The 25198-nt window shown below is 67.2% G+C and carries 22 protein-coding genes; 13 read left to right on the forward strand and 9 right to left on the reverse strand.

Annotation, left to right across the window (positions count from 1 at the left end; genetic code table 11):
- Positions 1 to 22: 22 nt before the first annotated feature.
- The 3 genes from N5C18_RS02600 to N5C18_RS02610 are packed head-to-tail and all read left to right on the forward strand — an operon-like array spanning position 23 to position 3451.
- The gene (locus tag N5C18_RS02600) at positions 23 to 826 is read left to right on the forward strand and encodes a DUF4198 domain-containing protein (RefSeq protein ID WP_053508405.1); all 804 of its coding nucleotides are present in this window, start codon (positions 23 to 25) and stop codon (positions 824 to 826) included.
- Between the two features lie 52 nt (positions 827 to 878).
- Entirely contained in the window at positions 879 to 1850 is a 972-nt protein-coding gene (locus tag N5C18_RS02605; protein WP_053508407.1) for an FAD:protein FMN transferase, read from the forward strand.
- Positions 1847 to 3451, forward strand: coding sequence for a sulfite reductase subunit alpha (locus N5C18_RS02610; RefSeq protein WP_279943772.1), 1605 nt, complete (start codon positions 1847 to 1849; stop codon positions 3449 to 3451). The genes N5C18_RS02605 and N5C18_RS02610 overlap by 4 nt, the downstream gene beginning before the upstream one ends.
- A gap of 110 nt (positions 3452 to 3561) precedes the next feature.
- On the opposite strand, the gene N5C18_RS02615 is transcribed toward N5C18_RS02610, so the two are convergent.
- The 4 genes from N5C18_RS02615 to N5C18_RS02630 all read right to left on the reverse strand — a co-directional run bounded on the left by N5C18_RS02615 (position 3562) and on the right by N5C18_RS02630 (position 6675).
- Positions 3562 to 4170 carry a HutD family protein gene (locus N5C18_RS02615; RefSeq protein WP_271260582.1) on the reverse strand — a complete coding sequence of 203 codons (609 nt, stop codon included), beginning with the start codon at positions 4168 to 4170 and terminating at the stop codon, positions 3562 to 3564.
- Positions 4171 to 4204: 34 nt separating this feature from the next.
- Positions 4205 to 4930 carry a murein L,D-transpeptidase catalytic domain family protein gene (locus N5C18_RS02620; protein WP_164242393.1) on the reverse strand — a complete coding sequence of 242 codons (726 nt, stop codon included), beginning with the start codon at positions 4928 to 4930 and terminating at the stop codon, positions 4205 to 4207.
- 17 nt (positions 4931 to 4947) lie between these two features.
- Positions 4948 to 6033, reverse strand: coding sequence for a L,D-transpeptidase (locus N5C18_RS02625; protein WP_053508413.1), 1086 nt, complete (start codon positions 6031 to 6033; stop codon positions 4948 to 4950).
- Positions 6034 to 6384: 351 nt separating this feature from the next.
- A complete protein-coding gene (locus N5C18_RS02630) occupies positions 6385 to 6675 on the reverse strand; it encodes a helix-hairpin-helix domain-containing protein (protein WP_272577226.1) in 291 nt (96 codons plus the stop codon).
- A gap of 234 nt (positions 6676 to 6909) precedes the next feature.
- On the opposite strand from N5C18_RS02630, the gene N5C18_RS02635 reads away from it, so the two are divergent.
- The 9 genes from N5C18_RS02635 (at position 6910) to lpdA (ending at position 18929) form a co-directional block, all read left to right on the forward strand.
- Positions 6910 to 8403 (forward strand): M20 family metallopeptidase, encoded by a 1494-nt coding sequence (locus tag N5C18_RS02635; protein WP_014036261.1) that lies wholly within the window; start codon positions 6910 to 6912, stop codon positions 8401 to 8403.
- A 68-nt stretch (positions 8404 to 8471) separates the two neighbouring features.
- The gene (locus N5C18_RS02640; protein ID WP_164085610.1) at positions 8472 to 8741 is read left to right on the forward strand and encodes a GlsB/YeaQ/YmgE family stress response membrane protein; all 270 of its coding nucleotides are present in this window, start codon (positions 8472 to 8474) and stop codon (positions 8739 to 8741) included.
- 64 nt (positions 8742 to 8805) lie between these two features.
- Positions 8806 to 9831: a phosphotransferase gene (locus N5C18_RS02645; RefSeq protein WP_279943773.1), complete on the forward strand. Its 1026-nt coding sequence runs from the start codon at positions 8806 to 8808 to the stop codon at positions 9829 to 9831.
- On the forward strand, positions 9828 to 10538 hold the full coding sequence (gene murU, locus N5C18_RS02650; RefSeq protein ID WP_279943774.1) for an N-acetylmuramate alpha-1-phosphate uridylyltransferase MurU: 711 nt from the start codon (positions 9828 to 9830) through the stop codon (positions 10536 to 10538). Before N5C18_RS02645 ends, murU begins: the two co-directional genes overlap by 4 nt.
- Positions 10539 to 10848: 310 nt before the next feature.
- Positions 10849 to 12264, forward strand: coding sequence for a cupin domain-containing protein (locus N5C18_RS02655; RefSeq protein ID WP_164241198.1), 1416 nt, complete (start codon positions 10849 to 10851; stop codon positions 12262 to 12264).
- A gap of 10 nt (positions 12265 to 12274) precedes the next feature.
- Positions 12275 to 13171 (forward strand): GNAT family N-acetyltransferase, encoded by an 897-nt coding sequence (locus N5C18_RS02660; protein WP_053509666.1) that lies wholly within the window; start codon positions 12275 to 12277, stop codon positions 13169 to 13171.
- Positions 13172 to 13357: 186 nt separating this feature from the next.
- Complete coding sequence (locus tag N5C18_RS02665) at positions 13358 to 16189, forward strand: 2-oxoglutarate dehydrogenase E1 component (RefSeq protein WP_053509665.1); 2832 nt, start codon at positions 13358 to 13360, stop codon at positions 16187 to 16189.
- Positions 16190 to 16229: 40 nt separating this feature from the next.
- Entirely contained in the window at positions 16230 to 17429 is a 1200-nt protein-coding gene (sucB, locus tag N5C18_RS02670) for a dihydrolipoyllysine-residue succinyltransferase (protein ID WP_008265271.1), read from the forward strand.
- 63 nt (positions 17430 to 17492) lie between these two features.
- Positions 17493 to 18929 (forward strand): dihydrolipoyl dehydrogenase, encoded by a 1437-nt coding sequence (gene lpdA / locus N5C18_RS02675; protein ID WP_008264626.1) that lies wholly within the window; start codon positions 17493 to 17495, stop codon positions 18927 to 18929.
- Between the two features lie 72 nt (positions 18930 to 19001).
- Here the strand turns inward: lpdA and N5C18_RS02680 are convergent, their stop codons facing one another.
- The gene (locus tag N5C18_RS02680) at positions 19002 to 19871 is read right to left on the reverse strand and encodes a LysR family transcriptional regulator (protein WP_274510751.1); all 870 of its coding nucleotides are present in this window, start codon (positions 19869 to 19871) and stop codon (positions 19002 to 19004) included.
- A 122-nt stretch (positions 19872 to 19993) separates the two neighbouring features.
- Between N5C18_RS02680 and gstA the strand changes: the two genes are divergently transcribed.
- The gene (gene gstA, locus N5C18_RS02685) at positions 19994 to 20596 is read left to right on the forward strand and encodes a glutathione transferase GstA (protein ID WP_279943775.1); all 603 of its coding nucleotides are present in this window, start codon (positions 19994 to 19996) and stop codon (positions 20594 to 20596) included.
- A 62-nt stretch (positions 20597 to 20658) separates the two neighbouring features.
- On the opposite strand, the gene N5C18_RS02690 is transcribed toward gstA, so the two are convergent.
- The 4 genes from N5C18_RS02690 to N5C18_RS02705 all read right to left on the reverse strand — a co-directional run bounded on the left by N5C18_RS02690 (position 20659) and on the right by N5C18_RS02705 (position 25121).
- A complete protein-coding gene (locus N5C18_RS02690) occupies positions 20659 to 20910 on the reverse strand; it encodes a hypothetical protein (RefSeq protein ID WP_180879704.1) in 252 nt (83 codons plus the stop codon).
- Positions 20907 to 21119, reverse strand: coding sequence for a hypothetical protein (locus N5C18_RS02695; protein WP_279943777.1), 213 nt, complete (start codon positions 21117 to 21119; stop codon positions 20907 to 20909). Before N5C18_RS02695 ends, N5C18_RS02690 begins: the two co-directional genes overlap by 4 nt.
- 169 nt (positions 21120 to 21288) lie before the next feature.
- Positions 21289 to 22878: an alkaline phosphatase D family protein gene (locus tag N5C18_RS02700; protein ID WP_279943778.1), complete on the reverse strand. Its 1590-nt coding sequence runs from the start codon at positions 22876 to 22878 to the stop codon at positions 21289 to 21291.
- Positions 22878 to 25121 carry a TonB-dependent receptor gene (locus N5C18_RS02705; RefSeq protein ID WP_279943779.1) on the reverse strand — a complete coding sequence of 748 codons (2244 nt, stop codon included), beginning with the start codon at positions 25119 to 25121 and terminating at the stop codon, positions 22878 to 22880. The genes N5C18_RS02700 and N5C18_RS02705 overlap by 1 nt, the downstream gene beginning before the upstream one ends.
- Positions 25122 to 25198: the final 77 nt, after the last annotated feature.

Below are 25198 nucleotides of genomic sequence, written 5' to 3' on the forward strand. Positions count from 1 at the left end.
CGCATCCACTGGAGTCTTCCGCATGAAGCGCACGCTCGTCCTCGCCGCCGCCCTGGCCGCTGCCCTTCCCTTCTCCGCCCTGGCCCACAAGGCCTGGCTGCTGCCCTCGCAGACCGTGATCGCCGGCAATGCGCCGTGGATCACCGTCGACGGTGCGGTCTCCAACGACCTGTTCTACTTCAACCACGTGCCGCTGCGCCTGGAATCGCTGGTGATCACCGCCCCGGATGGCAGCACCGTGCAGCCGCAGAATGCGTCCACCGGCAAGTACCGCAGCGTGTTCGACCTCGAACTGAAGCAGCCGGGCACCTATCGCATCGCCTCGGTCAATGACGGCCTGTTCGCCACCTACGAGCAGAACGGCGAGCGCAAGCGCTGGCGCGGCAGCGTGGCCACCTTCGGCGAACTGCCGAAGGACGCGAAGAAGCTGGAAGTGAGCCAGTCGATCGGCCGCGTGGAAACCTTCGTCACCAACGGTGCGCCGAATGACACCGCACTGAAGCCAACCAACCGCGGCATCGAGCTGGTTGCCGTCGGCCACCCGAACGACCTGTTCGCCGGTGAGGAAGCCACCTTCCGCGTGCTGGTCGATGGCAAGCCGACCGCTGGCCTGGAGTTCGAGATCGTGCGTGGCGCCACCCGCTACCGCAATGCGCAGGACGAACTGAAGCTGACCAGCGACGCCAAGGGTGAGATCAAGGTGACCTGGCCGGAAGCCGGCATGTACTGGCTGGAAACCGCCACCGAAGACAAGAAGACCTCGGTAAAGCAGGCCGCCAAGCGCCGCCTGAGCTACGTCGCCACGCTGGAAGTGCTGCCGCAGTAATGATGCAGATCGCGATGCCGGGCCAGCCCCGGCATCGCGCCTGCGCACCACCATGACCGATACCCCGCTCGATATCGCCCGCCTCGGTGGCACCACCATGGGCACCACCTGGAGTGTGTCGCTGGTCGCGTCGCGCCAGCGCGACCTGCACCCGCTGCACGCCGGCATCCAGGCGCGGCTGGACGAGGTGGTCGCGCAGATGAGCACCTGGGAATCCGGCTCGGACCTCAGCCGCTACAACCGTTCCGAAGCCGGCCAGTGGTGCAGGCTCCCGGCCGAGACGCGCCAGGTGCTGGCCTGCGCACAGGCCATCGCCGCCACGAGCGAGGGCGCCTTCGACCCCACCCTTGGCCCGTTGGTTGCACTGTGGGGTTTCGGTGCGCATGCCGGTGAACGCCGACAACCCGATGCCGCCACCCTGCAGGCCACGCGCGACCGCTGTGGTTGGCAGCGCCTGCAGTGGCAGGACGATGCGCTGCTGCAGCCGGGCGGGCTGGAACTGGATCTCTCTGCGATCGCCAAGGGCTTCGGCGTCGATCACGTCGCCGCCTGGCTGCGCGCACAAGGCATCGCGGCGGCGCTGATCGAAGTCGGCGGCGAGCTGGCAGGATACGGCCGCAAGCCCGACGGCCAGCCATGGCGCGTGCTGGTGGAATCGGCACCGGAAGAAGACGCGCACACCGGGACCCCGCCACGGGTACTCGCGCTGGACGGGCTTGCGGTGGCCACTTCAGGTGATCGCTGGCACCAGTACCAAGCCGATGGCCAGGCTTACAGCCACAGCCTCGACCCCCGTACCGGCATGCCGGTGCGCCAGGTTGCAGCGGCAGTGACCGTGGTTGCCGACGACGCGATGCATGCCGATGCCTGGGCCACCGCGCTGACTGTGCTCGGCCGCGAGCACGGCATGGCACTGGCCGAACGCGAGGGACTGGCCGCACGCTACCTGCAACGCACAGCAGAAGGCCCTCGCGAATTCCTCAGCAGCGCCTTCCAGCGCCTGCTCGACGAGCAGGATGCATGAGCGCACGTCCGTCGCGCGCGTGGCTCGGCAACGCTCTGGTCCTGCTTCTGCTGGCGCTGGTCGGGTGGGCGCTGCTGCGCCTGCATCTGGGCGAAGCCTGGTGGCAAGGCGCGCCGCCGGCACGGCAATCGCAGGTCGCACTGATCGCCACGGCGCTGTATGCGCTGGCCTGTGCCGCGTTGTGGTGGCGTGGCCGCCCGCGTGACGACGCCCCATCGGGCGATACCGCGCCGATCCTGCTGGTCTGGGCCAGCCAGACCGGTTTCGCCCGCGAACTGGCCGAACGCAGTGCCGAGGCCCTGCGCGGTGCCGGCGTGCCGGTGCGTGTGCGCGGTCTGCATGAGGTGGACGCAGCACTGCTGACGGCCAGCCAGCGCGCGTTGTTCATCGCCAGCACCACCGGTGAGGGCGACCCGCCCGACCATGCGTTGCCGTTCCTGCGCGGGGTAATGACCACGCCACCGCCGATGCAGCACCTGCACTACGGCGTGCTCGCGCTGGGCGATCGCAGCTATGGCCACTTCTGTGGATTCGGCCACCAACTGGACCAGTGGCTGCGCCAGCATGGTGCGCATCCGCTGTTCGATGCGATCGAAGTCGACAACGCCGATCCGGCCGCGCTGCGCCATTGGCAGCAGCTGCTGGGGCAGCTCGGTGGCGGCGCCAGTGAACTGCCCGACTGGAGCCCGGCCGAGTATCAGCCGTGGACGCTGCTGCAGCGCGAGCACCTGAACCCGGGCAGCCCCGGTGGTCCGGTGTACTGGCTGCGCCTGCAGCCACCCGCTGGCGCCGCTGTGCAGTGGCAGGCCGGCGACATCGCCGAGATCGGTCCGCAGCACGCTCGCCACAGCGCGCGCGCCTGGCTGGATGCACAGGGCTTCAATGCGGACACCGTGCTGGATGACGGACAGACCCTGCTGGCCCGCGTCGAACGCTCGCACCTGCCCTCACTGGTTCCTGCCGGGGATCTGCCGGCGTTGCTGGCCACCCTGCAGCCGCTGCCACATCGCGAGTACTCGATCGCCTCGGTCATGGCCGACGGCGCAGTGGAGCTGCTGCTGCGTCGCCAACTGCGAGACGATGGCACACCCGGCATCGGCAGCGGCTGGCTGTGCGACCACGCAGCCATCGGCGAACCGGTGCAGCTGCGTCTGCGCCGCAACGACAATTTCCATGGCGTTGCCGCAGATGTGCCGCTGCTGCTGATCGGCAACGGCACTGGCATCGCCGGCCTGCGCGCGCATCTGCACGAACGCGCGCGCAGCGGCGCACGCCGCACCTGGCTGCTGTTCGGTGAGCGCAGCGCCGCGCACGACTTCCACTTCAGGGAAGAGCTGCATGCGATGCAGGCCGATGGCACGCTGGCGCGGCTGGATACGGTGTTCAGCCGTGACGGCGGCACGCACCGTTATGTACAGGACCGGTTGCAGGCTGAAGCGGCAACACTTCGCCAGTGGATCGATGACGGCGCGACAATCCTGGTCTGCGGCAGCCTGCAGGGCATGGCCCCAGCCGTGGATGCGGTGATCGAGCAGGTGCTGGGTGTTGCCGGCAAGGAAGCGTTGCTGCTGGCCGGCCGTTACCGGCGCGATGTGTATTGAGGCCGCCGCATCCTGGTGGGTGCGAACCGCCTTCTGGTGGGTGCGAACCTTGGTTCGCACGGTGACGCGGTATCGGCGGCCGCGTCCACGCACGGCGCAGCTCTACAAGATCATGCCCCCGCCGCGCTGATCCGTATCGCCAGCAGTTCGCCACCGCCCTGCAACGCATGTCGCTGCCGCTCACCGGCTGACAACCACGCCGTATCTCCGGCCTGCAACGGCGGCAAGCCACTGTCAGCACCAAATTCGGCCTGACCGGCCAGCAGGTGCAGCGCCCAGGCCACGCCCGGTTCGCAGAAGAAGAACATCGACCCCACCAGCGGCCGGTGCAACAGCTCGGCCTGCAGCAGATCGCGCTTCCACATCAGGTTGAAGTCATGGGTGGTGCCATCGACCAGTTCGCCATGCAGCGCTTCCTCACCAGCAAACCGCACGCGACCGTGCGGTGGCAGCACTTCGGCCACGCGGCCATCGGCAAAGCGCAGGCGCACACCATTGCCCTGCAGCAACACCAGCTCGCGCTCCACACCGGGGAAGGCAGAGAACGCCGCATCCTGTTCGATCTCGGCCACGGACAGGCGCAACGCCCAGTCATCGCCTTGTGCCGGCAGGCGCAGGATCTCGCGGGTCCAGCCAAGTCCATTCCGCCAGCGTTCGCGGCGATAGTCCAGGCTGGAAATCACCTGGCTCGGGGTGTGCAGCAAGGAGTCGATATTCATCGGCGCATTGCATCACGCCGCGCGCCGTCGCGCATCACCGCGTGGCGAGCGTGCCCTGGCCACCACACTCGCCGCCCAGCAGCTGCGAATGCTTCAGCCAGTCCTGGTCGGGGTAGTAGGCGAACACCATCGTGCCGCCACGCAACGCATCGATCAGCGGCCTGGCCACCGACAGGCGCACCGCCGGGCAGCCCAGGCTGCGGCCAAGCCGCCCCTGCAACTGCGCGGTGGCCGGGTTCACGTAGGGCGCGCCATGGATGACGATCGCGCGTTCGCGCGCACGGTCGTTGAAGCCCGGCTCCAACCCGACCAGGCGCAGCGAGTAGCCGTTGCCGCCCATGTAGGTCTCCTGCGCGGTGAACGCGCCGAGGCTGGACATGAAACTGCCGTCGCGATTGGAGAAATGCTCGGTGCGGTTGTCGCCGCTGTTGCGTCCGTGCGCCACCCATTCCTCGAACAGCAGGCGCTGGTGGGCCAGGTCGAACACCCACAGCCGCGGCTCGGTGGACGGCCGCGAGTAGTCGATCACGCTGAGGCGATCACCATTGATGCCCAGCTCGGGCCGCTGCAACGCACAGCGCATGGCGTGCGCCGCCAGCTGCAACACGTGGCGGTCGGCCTTGGGCGCACTGCGCGACAGCAAGGCAGCCAGATCATCGGCACTGGTGGCAAGGGCGGGCGTCTGTGCCAGCGCCGGGGCGCTGGCGGAGGTCGCCAGCAGGCCGAACGCGGCCAGCCGGCACAGGCGGGATGCAGTCATGTGCACAACGGGGAGGCTCAATTACCCTTCAGGGTGGACCCTGGCGGCTCGGATTCCAAGACCGGCTGCATTCCGGATTCAGCCGGGCTTGGGCGGACCGCCGGCAGCGAGGTGACCAGCAGAGTCGTGCCCGGCACCAGCACCTGGTACAGCTGGCGGGCGAAATCGGCCGGCAGCGCCATCGGCAGCGAGGGCGTGGCCAGCAGGTCCGGGGTGGCCTGGGCACGGTCCTGGCCCAGCAGCGGGTAGGCCGTCCACTGGTGCAGGCGCTGGTTCACATCCAGCGGGCTGGGGGTATCGCTGTAGCCCTGCCCCATCACGAACAGGGTGGTGCCCTGGAACGCCGGCAGGGCGTCGGCCTTCAGCGGCGACTCGCCGATCATCACGCCATCGCGCAATACGTACAGGCGCTGGTCGTGCAGGCTGACCAGGATGCCGACCTGGCCGGCCGGGGCCGCGCTGTCGTTCCACCAGGCCTGTGCGGCACTGCCGCCCTCGGTTTCCGGCAGCGCCTGCCCGCGCGCATTCACCGGTGCCAGCACCGAGGGATAGGCCAGCGTCATCGGCGAGCTCTTGGCATCGGCCACCACCACGGTATCGCCGCGCTGGGTTTCGCTGAACAGCTTCTGCGCGAAGGCCTGCGGCAGGCGCACGCAGCCGTGCGAAGCCGGGTGGCCAGGCAGGCTGCCGCCATGCAGGGCGATGCCATCCCAGGTCAACCGCTGCATGTAGGGCATCGGCGCGCTGTTGTAGAGGTTGGACCTGTGGTCCTTGTCCTTCTGCAGGATGGTGAACACACCGGTCGGCGTCTCGTGCCCGGCCTTGCCCGAACTGATCGTGGTCAGGCCGATGGCGATGCCGTTGCGGTACACGTAGGCCCGCTGCTCATCCAGGCTGACCACCAGCACGATCGGGCCGGTCGGCGAGATTTCCGGATGCCACAGGAACTCGCCCGGCTTGAGGTCGGTCGGCCCGCGCACGTCCGTGGTGTTGGCCGCAGCAGCGGTCGTTTTGGCAGCCGTCGTCGGCGCAGCGGCGTGGGCCAGCAGCGGCAGGGCCAGCGCAAAGGCGAGCATCAGGGTCGTGGGGCGGCGCGGAAGCATCCAGCGGTGTCCTTTCCATGCAAAGCGGCCACCGTACACCATCGGCCCGTGGTGGCCGCGGCAAAACCAGGCGCCGGAAATGAAACTGCCCGGCGACACAGCCATGTGTCGTACCGGGCAATCGTTACGTCCTTGTCGGCCTGCTGCCGCCCCCTCGCATCCTGCGCTGTGGGGGTAGCGTTGCGTCCTGCACGCGGCCGCGTCTGTCCTGCTTGTATCTCAGCCCCTTCCACAGGTCTGTGATGCCACCATCCTGGTGATTGGTGCCGCGTCCTGCGGCGGTCGGTGGTCACGGCCATCCTGTCCGTGTCCGCTGAACCAGCCTCCTGCCGGTTCCGACGATTCCTGCTGTCAGCGCCTGGGTACGGTCCGCACCGGTACCGATCCGGGTACCGGATCCGCTGGCAACAGCCTGTTGCCTACGGTGATCCGCTGTCGATTCCGTTCGACGATTGCTTTCCCTATCCCCTTCACCTGCGTCAGGTCCTCGACGCGGTGAAACGGGCCGTGTCTGCGCCGGTGCTCGACGATCGCCTCGGCCTTGGTGGCTCCGACCATCGTCAATCCCTGCTGCAGCGCCTGTGCATCGGCACGGTTGATATCGATCAGTTCGGCGGCATGTGCCCCCGCGATCCCCATCATCAGCACCAGTGCCCTCAACACGACAAACCAAGGCACGACGTGTATCTCCTTGTGGTTCTGGCCGCCCCGACCGGCATTCCCGTCGGTCGAAACAGTGTCCGTCACCACATGTGCACAGCCTATCGGTTTCCCGCATTTCCGTAAGCCAGCCAAATACCCGACGTAATGTAGGAAAAACCCTACCCCGGCACAGGCGTAGAATGCGCGGATCAGCCCATGCAACCGGAGTTTCAGATGGACAGCGCCAAGCTCGGCCAATTCGTCAATGACAAGTGGGACAGCGAGATCGTCCCGCAATTGGTCGACTACATCCGCATTCCCAACAAGTCGCCGATGTTCGACGCCAATTGGGTGCAGAACGGCTACATGGAACAGGCGGTCACCCTGATGGAGAACTGGGCCAAGGCCCAGCAGCTGCCCGGCCTGAAGGTTGAAGTGGTTCGCCTGGAAGGCCGTACCCCGCTGATCTTCCTGGAAATTCCGGCCACCGGCGCCGAAACCGGCGACGACACCATCCTGCTCTACGGCCATCTGGACAAGCAGCCGGAAATGACCGGCTGGGACGACGACCTCGGCCCGTGGACCCCGGTCCTGCGCGGCGACAAGCTGTACGGCCGTGGCGGCGCCGACGACGGCTACGCCATCTTCGGCTCGCTGGCCGCGGTGCTGGCGCTGCAGGCCCAGGGCCTGCCGCACGCCCGCTGCGTGGTGCTGATCGAAGCCTGTGAAGAGTCCGGCAGCTACGACCTGCCGGCCTACGTCGACCACCTGGCCGACCGCATCGGCAAGCCGTCGCTGGTGGTCTGCCTGGATTCGGGCTGTGCCAACTACGACCAGCTGTGGTGCACCACCTCGCTGCGCGGCCTGACCGGCGGCAACTTCACCGTGAAGGTGCTCAACGAGGGCGTGCATTCCGGCGATGCCTCCGGCGTGATCCCGTCCAGCTTCCGCCTGCTGCGCCAGCTGCTATCGCGCATCGAGGACCAGGACACCGGCCGCATCCTGATCGACGGCATGAACGTGGAGATCCCGGCCGAGCGCCAGGCCCAGGCCAAGCGCGCTGCCGAAGTGGTCGATACCGAGATCTTCGAGAAGTTCCCGATGGTCGACGGCCTGCGCCCGATGAACGAAGACCTGACCGAGCTGGTGCTCAACCGCACCTGGCGCCCGGCGCTGTCGGTCACCGGCGTGGGCGGCATGCCGGCGCTGGAATCGGCCGGCAACGTGCTGCGCCCGCAGACCTCGGTGAAGCTGTCGCTGCGCCTGCCGCCGACCGCCGATGGCAAGACCTGCGGCGAACTGCTGAAGGAAGCCCTGCTGCGCGATCCGCCGAACGGCGCCCACGTCACCCTGGACCTGGAGAAGGCCTCCACCGGCTGGAACGCTCCGGCCATGGCACCGTGGCTGACCCAGGCCATCGACGACGCCAGCCAGGCCTTCTTCGGCAAGCCGGCCATGTACATGGGCGAAGGCGGCTCGATCCCGTTCATGGGCATGCTGGGCGAGAAGTTCCCGGGCGCCCAGTTCATGATCACCGGCGTGCTCGGCCCGCACTCCAACGCGCATGGCCCGAACGAGTTCCTGCACATTCCGATGGGCAAGAAGGTCACCGCCTGCGTGTCCAAGGTGATCAGCGAGCACTACGCCGCCAGCCTGCGCGGCGAGACCAGCGGTTCGCCGGTGGCCGCCGACAGCGGCACCCGCCACGGCGACCACGGCTGCTGCTGATCCGGCGCCCGTGACGGACGCAGCCTGGCCTTGCTAGGCTGCGTCCACCCCTAGCGGAACGCATGCACATGAATGGTCTGTTCGGCAGCAGCAGCTGGCTCTACATCATCCTGGTCGGCTTCCTGGTCGGCCTGCTTGGGCGCTTCTTCATGCCCGGCAACAACCGCATGGGCTGCCTGCTGACCATCGTGCTGGGCATTCTCGGCGCGCTGCTGGCCGGCTGGTTCGGCCAGTACATGGGCTGGTACGCCCCCGGTGAACCGGCCGGTTTCCTCGGCGCCGTGCTCGGCGCGATCGTGGTGCTGGCGATCCTGCGCCTGTTCAGCGGTCGTCGCTGACGCTGATTCCCCCTTCCCTTCTGTTCCCGACGTTGGCGCGCCCGGCGCGCCCGGATATGCCTGCATGACCGAACCCGCCTCCGATCCCCAGCGCAGCGCGCAGCGCCTGCAGTGGGCCCGTATCCAGCTGGATGATGCCAACGCCGTGGTCGAACGCGCCTCGGTCGATGCCGGCATGCGCAGCTATTGGCGCACCACCAGCACCCGCGGCAGCCACATCGTGATGGACGCGCCGCCGGGGCTGGAAGATCCGCGGCCGTGGCTGCGCATGCGCGGCCTGCTGCACGAGCACGGCCTGCGCGTGCCTGCACTGCTGGCGCAGGACCTGGACGCCGGTTTCCTGCTGCTGGAAGACCTTGGCGGCCCGACCCTGGCGAAGATCCTCGACGAGCGCAATGCCGATGAGTGGTTCGGCCGCTCGATCGAACAGCTGCTGCGCCTGCAGGCGATCCCGGTGCCGGCCGACTTCGGCCAGTTCGGCGAGGCGCTGCTGCAGCGGGATGCCGGCCTGTTCGACGAATGGTTCCTGCAGCGCCACCTGCGCCTGGAACTGGACTGCGCTGAGCTCGAAGGCCTGCAGCTGGTGCACCGCCGGTTGATGGACAACGCGCTCGGCCAGGCCCAGCTGATGACCCACCGTGACTACATGCCACGCAACCTGATGCCGGTCGACAACGGACCGGCCGTGCTGGATTTCCAGGACCTGGTGCGCGGCCCGATCGCCTACGACGCGGTGAGCCTGTTCAAGGATGCGTTCCTGAGCTGGCCGCTGCAGCGCGTGGACGAATGGCTGGCGCAGTACCACGAGCGCGCACGTACTGCCGGCCTGCCGGTGCCCGACCGCGCCACCTTCCTGCGCGACGCCGACTGGATGGGCATCCAGCGCCACGTGAAGATCCTCGGCCTGTTCTGCCGCCTGCGCTATCGCGACAACAAGGGCCACTACCTGGACGACGCGCCGCGCTTCATCGGTTACCTGGATGAAGTGCTGCCACGCTACCGCGAGCTGGCGCCGCTGCAGCAGCTGCTGGAAGACCGCATCAAGCCGGCGCTGGCCGAGCTGGCCGTACCGATGCGCGTGGCCCGATGAAGGCGCTGATCTTTGCCGCAGGCCTCGGCGAGCGCATGCGCCCGCTGACCCTGCATACGCCCAAACCACTGCTGGACGTGGCCGGCAAGCCGCTGATCGTCTGGCATCTTGAACGCCTGGCCGCGCTCGGCGTGCGCGAGGTGGTGGTCAACACCGCATGGCTGGCCGAGCAGTTCCCGGCAGCGCTGGGCGATGGCAGCCAGTGGGGCCTGCACCTGCATTTCATGTACGAAGGACAGACCCCGCTGGAAACCGGCGGCGGCATCCTCAACGCACTGCCGGTATTGGGTGATGCGCCGTTCCTGGTGGTGAACGGCGATATCTGGACCGATTTCGATTTCGCCACGCTGCCCCGCGAGCCGCAGGGCCAGGCGCATCTGGTGCTGGTCGACAATCCTGTGCAGCACCCGCACGGTGACTACCGGCTCGACGCGCAGGGCGTGTTGCATCACGACCGCGAAGGCCCGTGCCTGACCTATGCCGGTATCGGTGTATACCGCCCTTCGATCGTGGCCGATTGGCGCGCGGTGATCGGGGATGCCCCGGGCAGCGAGCGGCTGCCGCCGAAGTTCTCGGTGGTGCCGCTGCAGAAGCATTTCATGGCGCAGGGGTTGATGACCGGGCAGCACCATCGTGGGCGCTGGACCGATGTCGGGACGGTGGATCGGCTGCGCGCGCTGGATGTTGAGTTGGCAGCGAACGGCTGAGCCCCTCGTGGCTGGTCGCGTAGAGCGGATCGCGTGCTTGGCCGGGCGGGTGGGCCATGCAGGGGCGTTGGCGCCATGGATGGCGCCATCGAGCTTACAGGGACGTACTTGCAGCGTCCCCTGCATGGCCCACCCGCTCGGCCAAGCGCGGCTTTTGCTCATGACCCCACCCCGCCACGAGGGGCTCCGCCGTTGGCCGGAACCCCCGCGACAAACCCGCGCACGTGCGCAATCCCCGCGAACGGCGGACAATGGAGCCCTCAGGCGGCCCGCCGTGCCGCCCTCCCGCTTTCCGCTGCAAGGATTCCCCATGGCCGCCCGCAAGTCCTCCGCCCCCCTGATCGAAGTCACCGCACGCCCCGGCCAGCCGCTGGGCATGGCCCCGGCCGTCTTCCTGCGCGATTTCTGGCAGAAGCGCCCGCTGCTGATCCGCAATGCCTTCCCGGATTTCCAGACCCCGGTACAACCGGAAGACCTGGCGGGCCTGGCCTGCGAGGAAGGCGTGCTGGCGCGCCTGATCGAACATGACAAGGCGCAGGATGGCTGGCGCGTGCGCACCGGCCCGTTCCAGGAAGACGTCTTCCCCGCCCTGCCCGACCACGACTGGACCCTGCTGGTGCAGGACGTGGACAAGTGGGACAAGGACGTGCGTGCCCTGATCGAGCATTTCAGCTTCCTGCCGCGCTGGCGCATGGATGACGTGATGATCAGCTTCGCCGCCACCGGTGGTTCGGTTGGCGCGCACGTCGACCAGTACGACGTGTTCCTGCTGCAGGCCCATGGCCATCGCCGCTGGCAGATCGACGCCAGCGAATCGATCAAGGGCAAGCAGCCACCGCTGGGCTTTCGCCCGGACGTGGAACTGAAGCTGCTGAAGGTGTTCAAGCCGACCCACGACTGGGTGCTGGCGCCGGGCGACATGCTGTACCTGCCACCGAACGTGCCGCACCACGGCGTGGCTGAAGACCCCTGCCTGACCTTCTCGTTCGGCATGCGCGCGCCGTCCTCGGCCGAGCTGATCAGCGACTACCTGGATACCCTGATCGCCGATGCCGACGAGAACATCCGCTACCAGGACGCCGACCTGAAGGTGCCGGCCGACCCGAACGAGATCGACACGGTGGCGATGGCCCGGGTGATCACCGCCCTCAATGCCATCCGCATGAACGACCCGGACAAGCTGGGCGACTGGTTCGGCCGCTTCATCACCACCTACCGCGCCGCCGGCGAAGTGATGGCCCACCAGGCCGCACCGGCAGCGGAAGAAGTGGTCCAGGCCCTGGCGTCTGGCCTGCTGCTGCAGCGCCACCCGTGGGCGCGCCTGGCCTGGCGCCGAGCCAAGCGCGGTGCCAGCCTGTACGTCAGCGGCCAGGACTTCGCGCTGCCGGTGAAGGATGCTCAGCGCCTGGCCGGTGCCGAGCAGCTCGACGCCGCCGCCTATCGCAGCCTGTCCGACAAGGGCCGTGCCGTGGTCCAGCGGCTGCTGGTCGGCGGCGTGTTCCAGCTGATCGACCCCAACGAGCTGTATGACACTGAAGACGAGGACGACGGCGAGGACAGCGTGGTGCTGGGCGAGGTGGTCGAAGGCCGTGATCGCGTGGACGCGATCGACGACGACGCGGTGTCCGACGATGTCCATACCGTGACCGTGCACGACGACGGCATCGAAGTCATCGTCAACTTCGAGGACGACGAGGAAGACGACAGCGAGACCGACCGCGCCTGAGCCCATCGCGATGATCCGGGTCCAGCTGGTCAGCCACGCCGACGCCCACGTTGCGATCCACGACGTGCGCCAGCGCGTGTTCGTGCAGGAACAGGGCATTGCCGCCGAGCTGGAACGCGATGCGCTGGACCCGGTCAGCGCCCATGTGCTGGCGCTGGACGCTGACGACCAGCCGGTCGGCACCGGCCGGCTGGCACCGGACGGCCGTATCGGTCGCATGGCGGTGCTGGCCAGCCATCGCAGCCATGGGGTGGGTGAGGCCCTGCTGCTGGCCCTGGTCGAGGCCGGGCGCCGGCTCGGCCTGGCCGAACTGCATCTGCACGCCCAGCTGCCGGCCCGGGCGTTCTATGCCCGCCAGGGCTTCCTGCCCGAGGGCGATGTGTTTGAAGAAGCCGGCATCGGCCACCAGCAGATGCGCCGCCGGCTGGGCGCGGCCAGCGCCATCGACAGCCGCGCCGAAGCGGTGGACATCACCACCGCCATCGTCCATCGCGCCCGTCGCCAGCTGTGGCTGCACAGCCGCCAGCTGGACCCGGGCCTGCTCGACACACCGTCCGTGCAGGCCGCCCTGCGCCGTTTCGTCACCGCCCGCCACGACAAGCAGCTGCGGGTGATCGTGCACGATGCGGCGGCGATCGCCTCGGCCGGAGCGCCCCTGCTGGCGCTGGCCCAGCGCCTGCCCAGCGTGATCCAGATCCGCGAGGTCTCCGACCCGATCGACCGTGCGCTGGCCTCGGCGTGCATGCTCAACGATGCCGGTGACTTCTACTTTCGTCTGATCGGCCACCGCCTCGACGGCGAGGCCGGCATCGCGCTACCGGCACGTTCGCAGCCGTTCGAGCAGCAATTGCAGCGTGTCTGGGACCGTTCGCGCGATTGCAGCGAACTTCGCGCGCTCGGCCTCTGAGCGGAGCGGGCTGACCCAACCTGTCTGGAAGCGGCACCGGTGGACCTGCGATGCCTCGGGCGGCGCCCCTTCGTGTCCGGTTGGGGGTACAATTTGGCTGTTTGAACGCGCCCGCGCAGGGCTATTCATCTTCCTGCCGGGTCCTTCTGAAGCCATACCCCACAAAGCGAATCAACACCCTCCATCGTGGACAATCAACTGAAGCAGTTTGCGCAATCTTCGCAACTCGCCGGCGGCAACGCCTCCTATGTCGAGGACCTGTACGAGCAGTACCTGGTCTCCCCGGATAGTGTCGATCCCAAATGGAAAACCTACTTCGACGGCTTCAAGGGCCGCGAAGCAGGTGACATTCCGCACTCGGCCGTCATCTCCCACATTGCGGACGCGGCCAAGGATGCGCTGAAGGCCGGCACCGGCAACGGTGCGGGCGACGAGCGTGAGCGCAATGTCGGTCGTCTGATCACCGCCTACCGCTCGCGCGGCCATCTGGACGCCCGCCTGGACCCACTGGGCCTGACCACGCCGGTCAACACCCCGGACCTGGGCCTGCCGTTCCACAGCCTGTCCGATGGCGACCTCAACAGCGAATTCAGCACCGGCGGCGTCGGTGGCCAGCCGCGCATGAAGCTGCGCGACCTGCTGGCGCGCCTGAAGGCGACCTACACCGGCTCGATCGGTGCGGAGTTCATGCACATCTCCGAGGTCGAGCAGCGCCAGTGGATCTACAAGAAGCTGGAAGCGGCCGGCGGCAACTACCAGCTGGACGCTGACACCCAGCGCCGCACCCTGGAGCGCCTGACCGCGGCCGAGGGCCTGGAACGCTACCTGCACACCAAGTACGTCGGCCAGAAGCGCTTCTCGCTGGAAGGCGGCGACTCGCTGATCCCGATGATGGACACCATCATCCGCAGCGCCGGCAAGGATGGCGTCAAGGACGTGGTGATCGGCATGGCCCACCGCGGCCGCCTGAACGTGCTGGTCAACACCCTGGGCAAGAACCCGCGCAAGCTGTTCGACGAATTCGAAGGCAAGTTCGAGCACGACGAGCACGCTTCGGCCGGCGATGTGAAGTACCACATGGGCTTCTCGGCCGACGTCGCCACCGACGGCGGCCCGGTGCACCTGGCGCTGGCGTTCAACCCGTCGCACCTGGAAATCGCCGACCCGGTCGTGGCCGGTTCCGTGCGTTCGCGCCAGGAGCGCCGCAAGGACACCGCGCGCAAGCAGGTCATGCCGATCCTGATCCACGGCGACGCGGCCTTCTCCGGCCAGGGCGTGGTCATGGAGCTGTTCCAGATGTCGCAGGCGCGCGGCTTCGCCGTCGGCGGCACCGTGCACATCGTGGTCAACAACCAGGTCGGTTTCACCACCTCCAACCCGCTGGATACGCGCTCCACGCGCTACGCCACCGACGTGGCGAAGATGATCGCCGCCCCGGTGCTGCACGTGAACGGCGATGATCCGGAAGCGGTGGTGTTCGCCGCACAGCTGGCCTTCGAGTTCCGCCAGACGTTCGCCAAGGACGTGGTCATCGACCTGATGTGCTACCGCCGCTGGGGCCACAACGAGGCCGACGAGCCGGCGATCACCCAGCCGCTGATGTACCAGGTGATCCGCAAGCACGCCACCACCCGCGAGATGTACGCCGAGCAGCTGGAAAAGGCGGGCGTGATCGCCGCCGGCGCCGGCAAGGCGATGGTCGATGCGTACCGCGAGAAGCTGGACGCCGGTGAAGTGACCACCGAACTGGCCAAGGTCGAGAAGACCCCGCCGAGCAGCCCGCTGTTCGTCGATTGGCCGAAGCTGCTGGAAGGCAAGCTGTCCGATCCGGTCTCGACCAAGGTCGAGAAGAACAAGCTGGTCGAGCTGGCCAAGCTGATCAACACCATCCCGGACGAAGTGCAGCTCCACTCGCGCGTGGCCAAGGTCTACGACGACCGCCGCAAGATGGCCGCCGGCGAGATCCCGGGCGACTGGGGCTTTGCCGAGAACCTGGCCTACGCCACCCTGCTCGACGAAGGCCATGCACTGCGCCTGGTCGGCCAGGACGTCGGCCGCGGTACGTTCACGCACCGCCACGCGATCCTGCACGACCAGAAGACCGACAACTACTACATGCCCCTGCGGCAGCTGGTGGATTCGCCGGAAAAGGCCACCGTCATCGATTCGCTGCTGAGCGAAGAAGCGGTGATGGCCTACGAGTACGGCTTCTCCACCACCGATCCGAACACGCTGTGCATCTGGGAAGGCCAGTTCGGCGACTTCGCCAACGGTGCCCAGGTGGTGATCGACCAGTTCATCGCCGCCGGTGAAGCCAAGTGGGGCCGTATTTCCGGCCTGACCCTGCTGCTGCCGCATGGCTACGAAGGGCAAGGCCCGGAACACAGCTCGGCGCGCCTGGAGCGCTTCCTGCAGCTGTGCGCGCTGGAAAACATGCTGGTGGTGGTGCCGTCGACCCCGGCACAGGCCTTCCATATGCTGCGCCGCCAGCTGCACCTGACCACCCGCAAGCCGCTGGTGGTGATGTCGCCGAAGTCGCTGCTGCGCCACAAGCTGGCCGTGTCGACCCTGGACGAACTGGCCAACGGCGAGTTCCAGCACCTGATCGGCGACGCCAACGCTGATGCCAAGAAGGTCAAGCGCGTGGTGCTGTGCTCGGGCAAGGTCTACTACGACCTGCTGGAAGACCAGACCAAGCGTGGCCAGGACGACGTGGCGATCATCCGCGTGGAGCAGCTGTATCCGTTCCCGCGTGCGCTGCTGGCCGCCGAACTGAAGAAGTACGGCAAGGCCACCGACGTGGTGTGGACGCAGGAAGAACCGCAGAACCAGGGTGCGTGGTACCAGATCCGCCATCACCTGCAGTTCTGCCTGGCCGATGGCCAGAACCTGCACTACGCCGGTCGCGCACGTTCGGCTTCGCCGGCTGCCGGTCACATGGCTGACCATGTCCGCGAACAGCAGCAGCTGGTCGCCGATGCACTGGTCAACCCGTTCAACGACACGTTCGCTGAATAATCCTCCCCCTATTTAGAAGACAAACCAGGAAGCTCCCGCAATGGCCACCGAAGTCAAAGCCCCGGTACTGCCCGAATCCGTCGCCGACGGCACCATCGCCACCTGGCACAAGAAGGTGGGCGACGCCGTCAAGCGCGACGAAAACCTGCTTGACCTGGAAACCGACAAGGTCGTCCTGGAAGTGCCGTCGCCGGTCGACGGCGTGCTCAAGGAAATCAAGTTCGCCGAAGGCTCGACCGTGACCTCCAGCCAGGTCGTGGCGATCATCGAAGAAGGCGCCGTGGCCGCTGCCCCGGCTCCGGCCGCTGAAGAGAAGAAGGCTGAGGCCGCGCCGGCCGCTGCGGCTCCGGCCGCTGCTGCCGCTCCGGCCCCGGCTGCCAAGTCGGCCGCCGACGCGCTGCCGCCGGGCGCCCGCTTCACCGCCATCACCGAAGGCGTGAACCCGGCCGATGTCGACGGCACCGGCCGCCGCGGCGCGGTGACCAAGGAAGACATCGTCAACTTCGCCCGCAACGGCGGCGCCGGCAAGGCCGGTGGCGCACGTCCGGAAGAGCGCGTGCCGATGACCCGCATCCGCAAGCGCATCGCCGAGCGCCTGATGGAGTCGAAGAACTCGACCGCCATGCTGACCACCTTCAACGAAGTCGACCTGTCCAAGGTGTCGGCGGCGCGCAAGGAACTGCAGGACGAGTTCGTCAAGGCCCACGGCATCAAGCTGGGCTTCATGAGCTTCTTCGTGAAGGCCGCTGCCAACGCGCTGCAGCGCTTCCCGCTGGTCAACGCCTCGATCGACGGCGACGACATCATCTACCACGGCTACTCGGACATCTCGATCGCCGTCTCGACCGAGAAGGGCCTGGTCACCCCGGTCCTGCGCAACGTCGAGCGCATGTCGTTCGCCGACATCGAGAAGACCATCGCCGACTACGCCAAGAAGGCGCGTGACGGCAAGCTGAGCCTGGAAGAACTGCAGGGCGGCACCTTCACCGTGACCAACGGCGGCACCTTCGGTTCGCTGCTGTCGACCCCGATCATCAACCCGCCGCAGAGCGCCATCCTGGGCATGCACGCCATCAAGGAGCGTCCTATCGCCCAGAACGGCCAGGTCGTGATCGCGCCGATGATGTACCTGGCGCTGTCCTACGACCACCGCATCATCGATGGCAAGGACTCGGTGCAGTTCCTGGTGGACATCAAGAACCAGCTGGAAAACCCGGGCCGCATGCTGTTCGGCCTGTAAGACACCTCCCGCCCCTCCGCGCCCGCGCGGAGGGGTTCTGGTAATGCATCAAGGAATAATTCAATGGCTGAACAATTCGACGTCGTCGTCATCGGTGCCGGCCCGGCCGGTTACCACGCTGCCATCCGCGCGGCACAGCTGGGCCTGAAGACCGCCTGCATCGACGCAGCGCTGGGCAAGGACGGCAAGCCGGCCCTGGGCGGCACCTGCCTGCGCGTGGGCTGCATCCCGTCCAAGGCGCTGCTGGATTCCTCGCGCCAGTTCTGGAACATGGGCCACATCTTTGGCGACCATGGCATCAGCTTCAAGGATGCCAAGATCGACGTCGAGGCGATGGTTGGCCGCAAGGACAAGATCGTCAAGCAGTTCACCGGCGGCATCGGCATGCTGTTCAAGGCCAACAAGGTCGCCGCTTACTACGGTTTCGGCGAACTGCAGCCGGGCAACGTGGTCAAGGTCACCCAGCATGACGGTTCCATCGTCGAGCTGAAGGGCACCAACGTGATCATCGCCGCCGGTTCGGATTCGATCGAACTGCCGTTCGCCAAGTTCGACGGCGAGACCATCGTCGACAACGTCGGCGGCCTGGACTTCACCGAAGTGCCGAACCGCCTGGCGGTGATCGGCGCCGGCGTGATCGGCCTGGAACTGGGCAGCGTGTGGAAGCGCCTGGGCGCTGAAGTCACCATCCTGGAAGCTCTGCCGGAGTTCCTGGCCGTGGCCGACGCCGAAGTGGCCAAGACCGCTGCCAAGGAATTCAAGAAGCAGGGCCTGGACATCCGCCTGGGTGCCAAGGTCTCCAAGACCGAGATCACCGGCAAGGGCAAGAAGAAGGAAGTCGTTGTCACCTACACCGACAGCGAAGGCGAAAAGACCCTGACCGTGGACAAGCTGCTGGTGGCCGTTGGCCGTCGCGCCGCCACCAAGGGCCTGCTGGCTGAAGGCACCGGCGTCAAGATCAACGAGCGCGGCCAGATCGAAGTCGACGCGCACTGCCACACCGGCGTCAACGGCGTGTGGGCGGTCGGCGACTGCGTGCGCGGCCCGATGCTGGCGCACAAGGGCTTCGAGGAAGGCATCGCGGTGGCTGAGCTGATCGCCGGCCTGCCGGGCCACGTCAACTTCGACACCATTCCGTGGGTCATCTACACCGAGCCGGAACTGGCCTGGGTCGGCAAGACCGAAGCCCAGCTGAAGGCCGAAGGCATTCCGTACAAGGCCGGCAGCTTCCCGTTCGCCGCCAACGGCCGTGCCGTGGCGATGATCGAGCCGGCAGGTTTCGTGAAGATCCTGGCCCACGCCGAGACCGATCGCATCCTCGGCATGCACCTGGTCGGCGCCAACGTCTCCGAGCTGGTGCACGAAGGCGTGCTGACCATGGAGTTCAGCGGCTCGGCCGATGACCTGGCCCGCATCTGCCACGCCCACCCGTCGCTGTCGGAAGTGATCCACGACGCGGCGATGGCGGTCAGCAAGCGCGCCATCCACAAGGCAAACTGATCGTTCGCTGGTAGTGCCGGCCGCTGGCCGGCACACCCCAGCAATCAGAAGACCCCGCCTCGGCGGGGTTTTTCATTGGCCACGCAGCTCGTCCAGCAGCAGCCGGGTCGCCCGCGATGCCTTTCCGGCATCCGAACTGACAAGACCGAACACCCGTTGGATGAGCGGCCGTAGCGGCATCACCCGCAGGCCATGCCGGTCCTCAGGCAGCGTGGATTCGGGCACCAGCGAAACACCCAGCCCTTCGCGGACCAGTACGCAGGCACTGGCCCAGTCGCGCACGGTCACCCGTACGTCCGCCATTTCCAGGCCAGCGTCACTCATCAGGCGCTGACCATTCACCGTACAGCCGCCCGTTGCAAGGATGAAGGGTTCGCCCGCCAGCTCGCTCAGCGCCACCCCGCCCCCGGTGGCGCGACGCCCCAGCGGATGCGCCTGCGGCAGCACCGCCATCCACTCATCGCTGCCCAGTGCCAGCGGGTCTCGATCAGCAGCGGGGTTCATCACCACCCCGACATCGACCATGCCGGATGCCAGCCAGTGCTCGACCTCCACGTCGGTACCTTCCACGGTCACCACCTCGATGCCCGGGTGACGCCGCCGGAAATCACGCAACAGCGGAGGCAACACGCCCGAGATGATCGAAGGAAAGCTGGCCAGGCGGATGCGGACTCCACTCACCCCGCGGCTGTCGTCGGCCAGCGCGCGAATGGCCTGCAGGCCGCCCAGCATGCTGCGTGCGTGTTCGATCACTCGCCGCCCCAGCGCGGTGATCTCCACCTGACGCCGCTCGCGCACGAAGACCGCAAAGCCCAACGAGGCCTCCAACTGGGCCAGCGCCTGGCTGGCACCGGATTGGCTGATGCCGACGCGATCGGCGCCGCGCGAGATGGTTCCCTCGTCGGCCACCGCAACCAGCAGGCGCCAATGGGCAAGATTCATCATGGCAGGCAGTAGCCCAGCTTATGGCATGGAAATCGAAGATTGATTTTACCGGATACCGCCGGGCCAGCAGACTGCCCTGCATCGGCTGTCCCAGCCGCTCTTCCCTCTCGAGACCGTCCATGAAGCTGTATTACGCGCCCTACACCTGCTCGCTGTCGCCGCATATCGTGCTGCGCGAGCTCGGCCTCCCGTTCGAACTGGTCAAGGTCGACAACGCGACCAGGCAGACCGCCGATGGCCGCGACTTCCGTACGATCAACCGCAAGGGATACGTTGCCGCGCTGGAGCTGGACGACGGCCAGGTGCTGACCGAAGGCCCGGTGATCGTCCAGTTCCTGGCCGACCTGAAACCCGAATGCGCGCTGGCCCCGCCCGTCGGCAGCTGGGAGCGGGTACGGCTGCAGGAATGGTTGAATTTTGTCACCAGCGAAATCCATGCTGGTTCGGCACCGCTGTTCAATGCCGCGCTGCCGGAAGAGGCCAAGGCATTCTTCCGTGCAAAACTCTTCAAGCGCTTCGATCTGCTGCAGGAAACCCTGGCACAACAGGATTTCCTGATGGGTTCAAGCTTCAGCGTGGTCGATGCCTATCTGTTCACGGTGCTTGGCTGGTGCCGCTTCTTCTCCATCGATCTGGCGGCGTGGCCGGCGCTGCCGGCCTACACCCGCAGGGTCAACGCGCGACCGGCCGTGCAGGCAGCGCTTCGAGCCGAGTCGGCATGATGTAAAGCCGCGCCCCCGCCTGGTTTGGCCGTTGTGGAGAGCAGCCGGGCATGGGCTCCGCGCTACACCTTTCCAGCCGGCTTCTTCGGTGGATCGTCGCAGACCTTGTGCTGAACAACCGTATCGCCGGCCTTCCATTCCTTCACCACCCGGCAGCGCTCCCGGGCTTTCGGTGTCGCCGCCGCCGCGGCATCCGCTTCGTCGGCGGCCGCAGTCTGCTGGCGCTCGAGCCAGGCAGACGACGGCGGCACCGCCGGTGTAGCGAGTGCGGGCAGCGCAACCTGCGCCAGCGCGGCCAACAGCAGCGCCCTCATGCGGCCACCGAGCCGCCACCGAGCAGGCGTGCCGGCAGCATGAACAGCGCGCGCAGGAACGCGAACAGCGCCGAGAAGGTGATGCCGACCAGGCGGAACGGCAGGCTCAGCAGCCACACGAACGGCCAGGCGATCAGGGCGAGGATCGCCAGCGGCCAGCACAGCACGAACAGCAGGCACCACACACCGAGCGCGAACAGGGTCTTCATCACGGTCTCCTTGGGGCGGCACCCCGCCGCCTGTGGACACCATGGCGCCCTGCCCTCCCCGGCCGCAAACGATTTGCGACGAAACCCGGGCTGGGGGCGATGAAACCGGTGGTAGGAAAACCGGAGATTCAGGAGGTTGCCGGCCAGCGGCCGGCACTACCGAACGGATTCACACCGGCAGTGCGCCCGGGCGGCCATGGGTCACCTGGAAGCGGGCGGCCGTGCGTACCGGCGCATCCGCACGCAGCACGCTGTCGGCGAAGCGCAGCTCGGCGTCCACGGTCTGCCGGTTCAGCTGCAGCTTCCACCAGCCACGGCGATCACCATCGAAATAGCGGATATGCGGGTTCTGCGGAATTGATGGACCGTAGTACGGGCCATAGGGCGTATCGTCGCCGCCACTGCTGATCGCCGGGGCAATGAACTCGGTGGCCACCACCGGGACATCGGCCGTGTCGAAATCCAGCTTCAGGTCGTTGACGAAGGTGGAATGCCAGTCGCCACCGAGCACGATGGCGTTGCCCTGCCCGCCTGCCTGCAGCGCCTGCAGCAAGCGTTTGCGGGCAGCGGGATAGCCATCCCAGGCGTCGTTCCAGAAACGCTCGCGCGGCGTGCCGCCGTCCAGCCGCAGCTGCGCCATCAGCAGCTGCTGCACCACCACGTTCCAGCGCGTGCCCCGTGCGGCGGCCATCGACTGCGCGAACCACGCTTCCTGGCCTGCACCGAGCATGCTCATACGCGGGTCCAGTGCGGCATCACAGCGTGGTGATTCACCGACGCCACAGGGATTGGCCGGGCGGAACTGGCGGCAGTCGAGCAGGGTCAGCTGTGCCAGATCGCCGTAGCGCAGGCGCCGGTGCACGCGCAGGCCGCCATTGCCGGTCGGCGCGCTGCGCATCGGCAGGTGTTCGTAGAACGCGCGGTAGGCCGCTGCACGGCGCACGATGAAGTCCTCGGTCGACACGCCGGGCTTTTCCGGGTGGATGCCGGAGTAATCGTTCTGCACCTCGTGGTCATCCCAGATCACCGCGAACGCGTGTGCGGCGTGCGCAGCCTGCAGATCCGGATCGAGCTTGTACAGCGCGTACTGGTCACGGTAGCGCTCCAGGCTGACCGTCTCGCCGCTGAAGCGCTCGGCATCCAGCGTGCGCCCGCGTGCGTTCTGCAGCGGGCTGTATTCGTACAGGTAGTCACCGGCATGCAGCACCAGGTCGACATCGCTCTGTGCGATGTCACGCAGCACCGGATAGTAGCCACTGTTCCAGGCCTGGCAGGTGCACAGCGCCAGCCGCAGCTGCCGAAGTTGCATGTCCAGCAGCGGCGCGGTGCGGAAGTGGCCGACCGCGCTTTCCTCATCGCCATCGCAGGCGAATCGATAGTAATAGTCGCGGCCCGGGCGCAGGCCATTGACCTCCACGTGCACCGAATGGGCCAGCTCCGGCACCGCGGCGGCAACGCCACGCTGCACCAGCCGGCGCATGCCCGGGTCTTCAGCCACGAACCAGCGCACCGGCACCGCCCGCGACGGCATGCCGCCGCCGTTGAGCGGGTCCGGGGCCAACCGTGTCCACAACACGGCTCCCTGCGGATCCGGATCGCCGGCGGCAATGCCGAGGGTGAACGGATCACGCCCCAGCCGCGGCCGTGGGCCGGCCGTGGCCAGCCCCGGCATCGCCGCCAGCGCGATCGCCGCCCCCGTGCCCTGCCACGCCATGCGCAGCAGACGACGACGGCTTTCCGGATCGACAGGACCGCGCATCAGAAGCGCACGGTTGCGGTGGCCATCACCTGCCGCGGCGCGCCGACCTGCATGGTCGCCAGGCTGCGGGTCGGGTCGGCGGCGTAGGTGCCGTTGGTGTTGATCGACGACAGGTAGCGCTTGTCGGTGAGGTTGGTCAGGTTCAACGCCACGGTCAGGTTCTGCGCTGGGCCCAGCGTGCCGAAGTCATAGGCCACCGAGGCATTGACCAGCCAGTAGCTCGGCACCGACACATCGTTGGTGTAGGTCACGTAGCGCTTGCCGACATGGTTGGCCGACAGGCGCATGTCCCACGGGCCCGGGGTCCATGCCAGGGTGCTGGCGAACATCCACTCCGGGGTGTCGACGGTCTTCTTGCCGCGCGTCGGCACCACGCCGTTGTTCACGTAGTCGTTGTCGTAGGTGCTGTCATTCCACGACAGCGCGTTGGACCAGGCCAGGTCCTGCATCGGCTTCAGCTGCAGGTTCGCCTCGGCGCCGCGGCTGGTCACCGAACCGACGTTGGAGAACAGCGCCGGGCAGCCGAGGATGCCCACGCATTGGGCGATCGCCAGCAGGCGGTTGTCGAACTTGACGTCGTACACCGCGACCGAGGCTTCATACCCCTGGCCGTAGCCACGCCAGCCCAGTTCGAGCGTACGCGACTGTTCCTGCTTCAGGTTCTTCGCGCTGGCGTCGAACGCGGCCTGCGGCACGTTGAACGGGCTGCCCACGCCCAGCGCATAGGCCGCGATGTTCTTGGCGAACGAACCGAAGATCTCGTTGCCTTCGTTGAGCTTGAAGTTGAAGCCGGCCTGCGGCAGGAAGCCCTTCCTTGCGGTCAGGCTGCTGTTGTTGGCATAGCTGCCCAGCGGCGTGCGCACGCTGGTGCGGGTGTGCGGCGACTTCGCGCCGATGTCGATGGTCAGGCGGTCATCGAACAGGCGGAAGCGGTCCTGCACGTAGAACTGGCGGGTGATGGTGGTGTAGCGCTGGTGCCACACGCGCTGGTCCGGATTGCGCAGGAAGAAGTCGTCGGTGACCGGGCCGTCGATGTAGTAGAAGTTGCGCTGCACGCTGTGGCCGTTGTCCTCGTACCAGAGGCCGGCTTCGAGTTCGTGGCCGCCGACATTCCAGGTGAATGCCGAGGTCACGCCAGTGCGGTCGATCGCGTACTCGGTGGTGCGGATCGAGATCGGGATCTCGCGGCTGGTGCCCGGATTGGACGGATTGGACGGGCTGAACCAGTGGCCCTGGCCACGGTTGCTGTGGTTGTAGACGTTGACCTTCAGCCGCATCGATTCGTTCAGGCCGAAATCACCGGCGATGCTGGACAGGTCATCGTTGCGCAGGCCATGGCCGGAGTAGTACGCATCCCACGGGCTGTTGACGCCGCCGCTGAATCTGCCACGTGCGGCGGCGACCGCGCGATCCCAGTCCGGCGCGTAGTTGTCCCAGTCCCAGCCGAGGCGATCGATCATCTCCAGCGACAGGTCCTGGTAGTCCGCTTCGACGCGCCGCGAGACGTTGAACAACGCGGTGATCTTGCTGTCCGTACCGAAGTTGTAGGTCGCCTTGCTGTTGAACTGTTTCAGCTCCTGCGAGCCCTTGCCCTTCCACTTGTCGCCTTCTGAGTACACACCGGACAGGTAGGCGGCGAAACCCTGGTGCTCACCGGTCTCCAGGCGCGCATAACTGCGCCGCGCACTGTCGCTGCCGAAGCCCTGCGCCAGCACCACGCCGAACTCGGTGGACGGATCGATCGAATAGAACTGGAACACGCCACCGAGGTTGCTGGTGGACGGGGTACCCAGCGCGCCGATACCGGTGGAGACTTCGGCACCGCCGAGGTTCTCGCTGATCACCGCGCGGCTGATGTGCAGGCCGTTGCTGTTGCCATAGGCCATGTTGCCCAGCGGAATGCCATCGAGGGTGTAGCCGAGGCGGTTCTGGTTGAAGCCGCGCAGGCTGATGGTGGTGGACCATTCGTAGGCGCCGGTGGCATCGGCCGATTCGAAATGCACGCCCGGCTTGGTCGCGAGCAGCTTCAGCGGATTGGCGCCGGGCGGCAGCACCTTCATGTCCTCGGCGGTCACGCGCTGCACCTGGCGGGCTTCGCCGCGGCCGATCACCGAGATCGAATCGAGCGTGGTGGCCGACTGCGCGTCGGTGGCGGGAGCGGTTTCAGCAGCGGCCAGCGACGGCAGCGAAGCACAGACCAGCAGGGCCAGCAGGTTGCGGCGAAGCGGAGCGTGGGACGGCATGGGGGCGGATTCCTTGGGCACGCTGGACGCCGAAGGGCGGCGTCGAAAGGGCAGCAGCGGCGGAATCGTAGAAGCGG

Origin of the sequence: Stenotrophomonas sp. GD03930 (genome assembly GCF_029839665.1) — a bacterium.
GTDB lineage: Bacteria > Pseudomonadota > Gammaproteobacteria > Xanthomonadales > Xanthomonadaceae > Stenotrophomonas > Stenotrophomonas forensis.

What these genes read in the sequence shown, in the direction of transcription:
- N5C18_RS02600 (WP_053508405.1), top strand. Translation starts at nt 23, where the DNA reads ATGAAGCGCACGCTCGTCCTCGCCGCCGCCCTGGCCGCTGCCCTTCCC.
- N5C18_RS02605 (WP_053508407.1), top strand. Translation starts at nt 879, where the DNA reads ATGACCGATACCCCGCTCGATATCGCCCGCCTCGGTGGCACCACCATG.
- N5C18_RS02610 (WP_279943772.1), top strand. Translation starts at nt 1,847, where the DNA reads ATGAGCGCACGTCCGTCGCGCGCGTGGCTCGGCAACGCTCTGGTCCTG.
- N5C18_RS02615 (WP_271260582.1), bottom strand. Translation starts at nt 4,170, where the DNA reads ATGAATATCGACTCCTTGCTGCACACCCCGAGCCAGGTGATTTCCAGC.
- N5C18_RS02620 (WP_164242393.1), bottom strand. Translation starts at nt 4,930, where the DNA reads ATGACTGCATCCCGCCTGTGCCGGCTGGCCGCGTTCGGCCTGCTGGCG.
- N5C18_RS02625 (WP_053508413.1), bottom strand. Translation starts at nt 6,033, where the DNA reads ATGCTTCCGCGCCGCCCCACGACCCTGATGCTCGCCTTTGCGCTGGCC.
- N5C18_RS02630 (WP_272577226.1), bottom strand. Translation starts at nt 6,675, where the DNA reads ATGATGGGGATCGCGGGGGCACATGCCGCCGAACTGATCGATATCAAC.
- N5C18_RS02635 (WP_014036261.1), top strand. Translation starts at nt 6,910, where the DNA reads ATGGACAGCGCCAAGCTCGGCCAATTCGTCAATGACAAGTGGGACAGC.
- N5C18_RS02640 (WP_164085610.1), top strand. Translation starts at nt 8,472, where the DNA reads ATGAATGGTCTGTTCGGCAGCAGCAGCTGGCTCTACATCATCCTGGTC.
- N5C18_RS02645 (WP_279943773.1), top strand. Translation starts at nt 8,806, where the DNA reads ATGACCGAACCCGCCTCCGATCCCCAGCGCAGCGCGCAGCGCCTGCAG.
- murU (WP_279943774.1), top strand. Translation starts at nt 9,828, where the DNA reads ATGAAGGCGCTGATCTTTGCCGCAGGCCTCGGCGAGCGCATGCGCCCG.
- N5C18_RS02655 (WP_164241198.1), top strand. Translation starts at nt 10,849, where the DNA reads ATGGCCGCCCGCAAGTCCTCCGCCCCCCTGATCGAAGTCACCGCACGC.
- N5C18_RS02660 (WP_053509666.1), top strand. Translation starts at nt 12,275, where the DNA reads ATGATCCGGGTCCAGCTGGTCAGCCACGCCGACGCCCACGTTGCGATC.
- sucB (WP_008265271.1), top strand. Translation starts at nt 16,230, where the DNA reads ATGGCCACCGAAGTCAAAGCCCCGGTACTGCCCGAATCCGTCGCCGAC.
- lpdA (WP_008264626.1), top strand. Translation starts at nt 17,493, where the DNA reads ATGGCTGAACAATTCGACGTCGTCGTCATCGGTGCCGGCCCGGCCGGT.
- N5C18_RS02680 (WP_274510751.1), bottom strand. Translation starts at nt 19,871, where the DNA reads ATGAATCTTGCCCATTGGCGCCTGCTGGTTGCGGTGGCCGACGAGGGA.
- gstA (WP_279943775.1), top strand. Translation starts at nt 19,994, where the DNA reads ATGAAGCTGTATTACGCGCCCTACACCTGCTCGCTGTCGCCGCATATC.
- N5C18_RS02690 (WP_180879704.1), bottom strand. Translation starts at nt 20,910, where the DNA reads ATGAGGGCGCTGCTGTTGGCCGCGCTGGCGCAGGTTGCGCTGCCCGCA.
- N5C18_RS02695 (WP_279943777.1), bottom strand. Translation starts at nt 21,119, where the DNA reads ATGAAGACCCTGTTCGCGCTCGGTGTGTGGTGCCTGCTGTTCGTGCTG.
- N5C18_RS02700 (WP_279943778.1), bottom strand. Translation starts at nt 22,878, where the DNA reads ATGCGCGGTCCTGTCGATCCGGAAAGCCGTCGTCGTCTGCTGCGCATG.
- N5C18_RS02705 (WP_279943779.1), bottom strand. Translation starts at nt 25,121, where the DNA reads ATGCCGTCCCACGCTCCGCTTCGCCGCAACCTGCTGGCCCTGCTGGTC.